Annotated in this window: 9 protein-coding genes and 1 tRNA gene; 7 read left to right on the top strand and 3 right to left on the bottom strand. The window is 34.4% G+C overall.

Annotation, left to right across the window (positions count from 1 at the left end; genetic code table 11):
• Positions 1-5 precede the first annotated feature (5 nt).
• Both ASU02_RS25330 and ASU02_RS26780 read left to right on the top strand, forming a co-directional pair.
• A tRNA-Asn gene (locus tag ASU02_RS25330) sits at positions 6-77 on the top strand.
• A 244-nt stretch (positions 78-321) separates the two neighbouring features.
• Positions 322-495 (top strand): hypothetical protein, encoded by a 174-nt coding sequence (locus tag ASU02_RS26780; RefSeq protein ID WP_165571649.1) that lies wholly within the window; start codon positions 322-324, stop codon positions 493-495.
• Between the two features lie 110 nt (positions 496-605).
• Here ASU02_RS26780 and ASU02_RS25325 read toward each other — a convergent pair whose 3' ends face one another.
• The 3 genes from ASU02_RS25325 to ASU02_RS25315 form a co-directional block, all read right to left on the bottom strand.
• Entirely contained in the window at positions 606-1,100 is a 495-nt protein-coding gene (locus ASU02_RS25325) for a DinB family protein (protein WP_057768444.1), read from the bottom strand.
• An 18-nt stretch (positions 1,101-1,118) separates the two neighbouring features.
• A complete protein-coding gene (locus tag ASU02_RS25320) occupies positions 1,119-1,721 on the bottom strand; it encodes a DedA family protein (RefSeq protein ID WP_057768442.1) in 603 nt (200 codons plus the stop codon).
• Positions 1,722-1,847: 126 nt separating this feature from the next.
• Positions 1,848-2,198 (bottom strand): VOC family protein, encoded by a 351-nt coding sequence (locus ASU02_RS25315; protein WP_057768440.1) that lies wholly within the window; start codon positions 2,196-2,198, stop codon positions 1,848-1,850.
• 204 nt (positions 2,199-2,402) lie between these two features.
• Between ASU02_RS25315 and ASU02_RS25310 the strand changes: the two genes are divergently transcribed.
• From ASU02_RS25310 to ASU02_RS25290, 5 genes are all read left to right on the top strand, one after another.
• Complete coding sequence (locus ASU02_RS25310) at positions 2,403-2,990, top strand: TetR/AcrR family transcriptional regulator (RefSeq protein ID WP_057768438.1); 588 nt, start codon at positions 2,403-2,405, stop codon at positions 2,988-2,990.
• On the top strand, positions 2,987-3,418 hold the full coding sequence (locus ASU02_RS25305; protein WP_057768436.1) for a DUF5367 family protein: 432 nt from the start codon (positions 2,987-2,989) through the stop codon (positions 3,416-3,418). Before ASU02_RS25310 ends, ASU02_RS25305 begins: the two co-directional genes overlap by 4 nt.
• 209 nt (positions 3,419-3,627) lie before the next feature.
• Complete coding sequence (locus ASU02_RS25300; RefSeq protein WP_057768434.1) at positions 3,628-4,197, top strand: sigma-70 family RNA polymerase sigma factor; 570 nt, start codon at positions 3,628-3,630, stop codon at positions 4,195-4,197.
• Entirely contained in the window at positions 4,182-5,561 is a 1,380-nt protein-coding gene (locus ASU02_RS25295; protein ID WP_057768432.1) for a DUF4179 domain-containing protein, read from the top strand. The genes ASU02_RS25300 and ASU02_RS25295 overlap by 16 nt, the downstream gene beginning before the upstream one ends.
• Positions 5,562-5,687: 126 nt before the next feature.
• Positions 5,688-6,254, top strand: coding sequence for a histidine phosphatase family protein (locus ASU02_RS25290; RefSeq protein ID WP_057768430.1), 567 nt, complete (start codon positions 5,688-5,690; stop codon positions 6,252-6,254).
• Positions 6,255-7,033: the final 779 nt, after the last annotated feature.

The raw sequence follows: 7,033 nt of genomic DNA, 5'->3' as shown, positions 1-7,033 counted from the left end.
ATTATTCCGCAGTAGCTCAGTGGTAGAGCTATCGGCTGTTAACCGATCGGTCGTAGGTTCGAGTCCTACCTGCGGAGTCACTTTTTTATTTGAAGAAGCACTGTGTCGTCAGAGCTATACAATTTTGAACAAAAAAATATCTATATTATTTATAAGGATTAACTAACATCTCTTTTTGGAAAGTTGGTTATCCTTTTTTGTTTATTCTAGAAAAGTAAATAGATATGGTTTAACAGTCTACTCATTTTTTTTGATTATTAATAATATGCTACATCTTTCATAAGTTATATATGAAGAAAGGCAATAGGAGGGGAAATATAAATGGAGGCATTAGCAATAATCCCGTTTTTAATAATGTTTATTGTTTATTTTGGTGTTCTTGGTTTAGTCATTTGGTTTGCAGTTATTTTTATTAAAGCCCAAAAGGAAAGAAATATAATTCTCAAAGAAATATCTAATAAGCTCGACGGGCTTACTGTTGATAAAAAGGAATAGAATGAATGTTTTCTGAAAAGGCATCATGAATAATTGCATTGGAATATTAATAATTAAAGCCCAATTTCACAGAGTTTTATTGCGAAATTGGGCTTTTTGTTATTTATCAATTAGTCATTACTATCAATTTTAGCTTTCCAGCTTTGTTGGAGCTTTCGGATATAAATGATTTGACCAATATGATATGCGTTGTGGGTAGTTAGATTCCCAAGTACCTCCCACCATTGTACTTTTTCAGGGAATCCCTCAACATTCCTTTCAATTCTCTCAGTTGTTAGAAGATCTTGCCATTGTAAAAGGACAGACAATAAGCGTTCTTTTAGGTTATGAAAACTTTGATTATCCGGGATAATGAAGCTTTCATTATTATTATCTAATGGCGAAACTGCTTTGACATTCGATTCTTTATATCTCGTTTGCCATGTTTCATTCCAATAAAGTAAATGCTGGACAATTTCAGCGATACTATGACAATCCTTGTTTGGCTTCCAAAAAGCTTCTTTTTCTGATAAATTTTCAACTGAGTCAGTAAATGGAAGATACCAGCTAGGATCATTTGCATTTGCTAATAGCTGATCGGCTATAACATCCTTAACATGAAACATTTAAATCCCACTCTTTCGTTATAAATTTTCAGCTTTCTTATGCTGACGGTGACTATATGATTTCCAGCTAATAAATAGAATGGTAACAATGACCAACCCTAACAGCAGGAATGTCTGATAATTAGTAATGGTTTTTATAATTGATTCGGTATCACCTTGGTAAAATTGTCCGATGCTTAAAAACAGAAAGGTAGTAGGAGCGATTCCAATCATCGTAAGTAAAGTATACAGATGAAGTTTCATATTAGACATGCCAGCTAGAAAGGGAACAATATTTCCTAAATGAAGAGGGCTGGAAATTGCAACACTCCAAACGCCATACTTGCTGAAGGATGCCTTTGCTCTTGCTAAACTTTCTTTCTTAGCTGCACTTAATCTATTTTCAACGGAGTTGCCAAGTTTATAGCCAATATAATAGGGTATATAGCTGCCAATTGCATACAAAAGGCTTCCTAGCAGCGAAATACTGCCAATTTCAAACCATGTTAAATCAATGATAAAGCCAACCGTTACAATAAAGAATGTACCAATAAAGGGAAACGCACTTCCTTCAATAAACAAGGAAAGAAGAACACCTGCTATTCCCCAACTTTCTATAAGACTCAATAAGAATTCAGTCATCACTCTCACTCCAAGTTTAAAAAAACGAATACTTAAAGCTTAAAGGATCTTTAAAAATTCAAATAGATGCTGAAGAAGTAAGTTCAACTAAGTCTTAAGAAGTAGAAGGGGATGCAGAGAAATCGTTTATTTTTTTTGAATAAGGGCGAACCCAAGCCCGGTTGGATCAACTAGGTAAGCAAGATAAAAATGGTCGAATTCCATTTTGTCTCGTACAATTATAGCTCCGTTATTCTTAGCATTAGATATAGCTGTATTAATTGAATCCACTTCAATTTGTATGCGTGTGCCGTGAGGATAATCATGCGGGCCTTTTGCAATCCCGCCATTCATTCCATCCTGTGTATACTTACCTGTTGATATTTCCCGATAATCCCAATGAGGTTCTGCGATCTCCCAGCCAAAGACTGTAGAATAAAACTTTGCAGCTTTTTCAGGTTCCTGACTATTTAGTTCAAATCCAATCACTTTTCCCACTCAATTTCCCTCATTCCGTATATTGTTTAAAGTCAATGCTTAAGTATTCTCCCTTTTCCAACAAAACCCTTCAATAAAAATGACTGCTTAGTTTTTAAAGTTTTGTGGTTTAGCATGTTTTTAAGGTTGAATAGCAAGAATTTTATGTATATTATTGAATGTAGATTAAGTTAGTTAGTCGAATAACTAATAAGAGGTGATAAAATGGCTAAGCCGAATGTAATTAACAAAAGAGAGTTAATCCATTATGCAAAGCAATGTTTAGTTGAAAGTGGGATAGAAAAGTTTACTTTAAGAGCAGTTGCGGAAAAAGCAGGTGTAACTCAAGGGACAGTTTATTATCACTTTAGAACGAAGGAGCAAATATTAGTAGATATTGTACAAGATATTTGTGAGAGTTCATGGGAAGAAATATCTCAGGTCAATGAAGGGATAATTAAACAATCATTACAATCAGCAAAAAGCCGTTGCAGAGAGGATTCATTTTTTCATAAATTATTTTTTACATTAATGGTAGCTGGATTTAATAATCCAAAAATAAAAGATCATCTTGGAGATATTTTGATAAATGAAAATATGGCTTTATCTGAAAATCTTAAAAAAGTATGGAGCAAATCGCCAGTAGATGGAGTCTCATCTGATACATGGGGAATATTATTTAATGCCATCGTAGACGGTTTGGCGATTCAGGCTCTATTGAACAGAAATTTCTTAGTTGATAAGGTTTATAAAGAGCTAGAATATTTATTTAAAGGGTTAACCATTATGCTTGCTGAGGAGGATAATAAATGAAGGGGCACTTTTTAACTGTATTATGGGGAGTAATCGTATGGTTCTTAGCCACTTTGTTTTTTGTTCTATTTGGGGATCTGGTTCTCTTTAGTCCTGGCACATCTTCATTTGTCATTAGTACACTTATTTTAATTGCCGGCACAGGGGTATTATTGATTGCTGTTACTTTTCTATACCTTTTTTTTGATCGTTCAAGAAACGCTGCGCTTAGGTTTGGAATCATAGGTACAATTATAGGTCTTTCATTAGATACATTCTCCATAGCATTCCACGAAATGATTTTTCCTGAATTAAGCCATTCACAGATTATCGCATTTACGGTATGGATGTCCTTTGCGTATGCTTTATATTTAATAATTCCTTTACTAATAAATGAGGTTAAAAAGAGGAACCTAGGGTCCGTGCCCCTTCCTGAACCGAGGCAGTAGCGGACAGATGTGGGACAAGGGGACAGGGTGATTGTCCCTTCTCGTACCGAAGGATTTGGAAGGAAGTTCCAATAATAAATATGTTACGATTATGAGAAAATCATAGTAAAGGTTCGTGCATATTTGTGCGGATCTTTTTTTTATAAAATGAAACCGGACTGAGTGGTACATCGTCTAAGCACGAATTCTATAAAGGGAGGTGGATAGTCTTGTATATAGAAGAGAAAAGTGACTCATATTATGCACTCACAAAGGAAAAAACGATAGATGCTGTTATAGAGGATTTAATGACAGAGTATGGTACAGAATTAACCTCACTTGCTTTCTCTTATGTAAAGGATTATGCGCAAGCAAAGGATATTGTACAAAATGTTTTTATTAGCTGTTATCAGAATCTGCATAAGTTTAAAGGGGAATCCTCGGTAAAAACATGGCTATATAGAATTACAATCAACCAATGTAAAGATTATTTGAAAAGCAGTTATTTCAGTAGAATTTTTTCATTTGCCAAGCTGGAAAAAGAGGAGCAGCAGGAATTAAATCCTGAAGCAAATTTGCTGAATAAAGATCGAGATACACAGGTAAAAAAGATCGTACTATCGTTAAGTCCAAAGTACAAAGAAATTATTTTCTTATATTACTATAAAGATTTTTCGGTAGAGGAGATATCCACTATTCTAAAAGTTTCAGCGAATACAGTGAAAACTAGGCTGGCACGGGGAAGAGGAAGGCTTAAGAAATTATTAGAAGAGGAGGGGTTTGAATGGGAGGATATTTGAACGATGATAAAAAAGTTCAAAGCAGTAGACTATTTGAAGAGGTAGCATTTAATCAAGAGGATCAGCTGCAAGTATATGCTAAGCTCAAGGAGAGAAGAGACTGCCGAAGTGTTATTGGAAAAAAGAAAAGAGTATTAATGCCAGCAGTTATCCTGCTAATGATGGTAAGTGCAGTAATTTATATGTCATCTAACCCTGTACTAGCATTAGCCAAGTTGCCTTTCTTTGAATCGATCTTTCAGTTTTTAGGTGATGGAGGCCTAAAAGGGGCAGCTACTGAAGATAAACAAGATATCCAGCAGCAACAGCGTGAAGGCGGCATTACCATGGAAATTAAGGAAGCCGTTTATGATGGGATGAGGTTATCAATTAGTTATTCGATTAAGTCTGAAGACCCGATTAAGAATTTTAGTTCGCATGATATTAATTTGCATTTCCCTAATGTTGGCAGGTTAATAGGCGGCCGCAATTCAAGTAACCAGTTCACACAAGTTTCAGAGCATGAGGTGATTGGCTACTCAATGTTTACGTATGCAGTATCGAAAATGCCAGATGAATTTAAGGCTGACTTTTTATACAAAGGTACAATTAATAATAGGCAGGAACAGAATTTTAAATTTATATTCAAGGTTCCAATTAAGATGACACCTGAAATTAAAAAAGTTGCTTTTACTAAAAAGGCAAGCTATGAGGGAGAAGAACTAACATTAAAACAAATAACCTTAAGTCCTATCTCGACAGCTTTTAAACTACAACATAAAGAACCATATCAGAACAAACTAGAAGATGATTGGCTGACTATCCGCCTGCTTGACCAAGAAGACAGAGTTATTAAAGAAGTTTCTGATTCAAGCTCTGGAGGGTGGGGGGGAACCCAAATTAAACAAGATAACCGTTGGTATTCATTAAGAGAAGCCACTTTGTTATTCGAACCACTTGACGAAGAAGTAAAAGACTTGAAGATCCAATTATTTAAAAATAAGAGTAATGAAGATTTAGTTATTCAGGAGCGGTTAGTTGAACTGTCTGAAGCGAAGAACCAGCTGTTCAATCTAGGTGAAAGGGGTACAATGAAAATTACTGATATTAAGCAAGAAGATCATTCAGCAGTGATTAAGTATGAATATAAAAGCAGTTTTGCCTTTTATCAAAATTTCTCACCAGTTATGTTGAAAAGTGCAGAAGGCAATTGGCATCATGGCATTGAAATGAAACGGGAGTATCTCGGTAATAACACTTATATAGTTGAAGAATTGTTTCTTGATTTACCTAAAGATAAGTTATCTGTTAGATATCTTCAAGAAAAAGCTCCTGAGCTTATAGAAGAGCTAGAAATAAAAGTATCAGCTGACGAAATGAGATAAGTAATAGGGACGGGACAAAAGGACTTTGTCCCTTTTTCACATTTATACGCAATAAAAAAAGGATGATTTGAAATATAATAGAAATAGTGAATAGATCCCATTACCAAAAAATGAAAGGAGCATATGATGGAAATTTCATTAATCAGGCATGGAAAATCAAAGCAAATAGAAAACAACCGATTAACAAGTCAAGAATTTCAGGACTGGGTCAAAAAATATGATATCAGTGGGGTTTTTGAGGAGAATAATCATCCAAAGGAAACACTTGAAAAAGTAGCGGCAGCGAATCTATTAGTTACTAGCGATCTAAAAAGGTCGATTGAGTCTGCAAGTCTATTACATCAACAGAAAAGGATTATTTCTGATGACTTGTTTCGTGAAGCTGAATTACCTGTTCTATCAGGTAAATGCCGAGTAAAATTAAGTCCAGATAGCTGGGCAATTTTGCTAAGGTGCTTATGGTATAGCGGCTTTGCAAGACAGTGTGAATCCTTGGCGAATGCTAGACAAAGAGCTAAACGGGCAGCTATTCATTTAGTGAAGTATGCGGAAGAGTATCATTCAGTAGCTTTAGTTGGACATGGAATTTTTAATCGATTAATAGCAGAAGAACTTAGGAAAGCGGGCTGGAAAAGCAATAGAAAAACAAGTTCAAGACACTGGGCGTGTACAACTTATTCATTCTGCACTTAAAAGGAAAAATCTACAATAGGAATGTATTATTCGGTAACTATATTATATTCCTCTATTATGTGTAAATTCTGCCTTTATACCTTATTGACAGAATAAGATATAGTTGTGTATTGCTTGACGGACTAAGGGATATAACCAAGAAAACTATAGTCTAAATGTATATTGCAGAGGCGGAGAAAAGCTTGAATAAAAGTCGCCCTAGTTTTAAAAGCGATGACTAGGAGTTGCTTGAAAAAAGAGGTAGACTATTCTTTTTAACTCTAGCAATGATAATATAAGCTTTTTCTATCCGTATTCTATTGTAATGGCATGTGATTGTTATATTCCTAAAAATGCAGGTGAAGCACTGAATTAATATACTGCAGTTTTTAGAAATGGACGAGTGTAGTACTTCCAATAATTTTTGATTTTGCTGCCATTTTTCTTTTGAAAATGGTAAAAAGGCTATAATTGCGTCATGGCAGTCATCAAGAAGTTTAATGGGAGGTTTTTTTGTTAAGGTATTGACTTTAATAAAAATGTATATTAATATAATAATCCTCTGCTAGAAGAAAAAGTATAGAATTGAAATTCACCTTTTAGTAGTTGACGAATGACAGTTATCTCTGATATAATAAAATTCTTCTGCTAATGAAGCAGAAAGTTATTTCAAAAAAGTGTTTGACACTATTGAAATAAAATGATATATTATTATCCTGTCACAAAATAGTTCTTTGAAAACTAAACAAAGCAAAAACGTCAACGTTTAAATCAAGTTTTAAAACTTAAGAGCTAATCTT

This window comes from Cytobacillus praedii, from assembly GCF_001439605.1.
GTDB lineage: Bacteria > Bacillota > Bacilli > Bacillales > Cytobacillaceae > Cytobacillus > Cytobacillus praedii.
The sequence above is the reverse complement of the archived record's forward strand: the minus strand, read 5'-3'. Positions and strand labels throughout refer to the sequence as shown.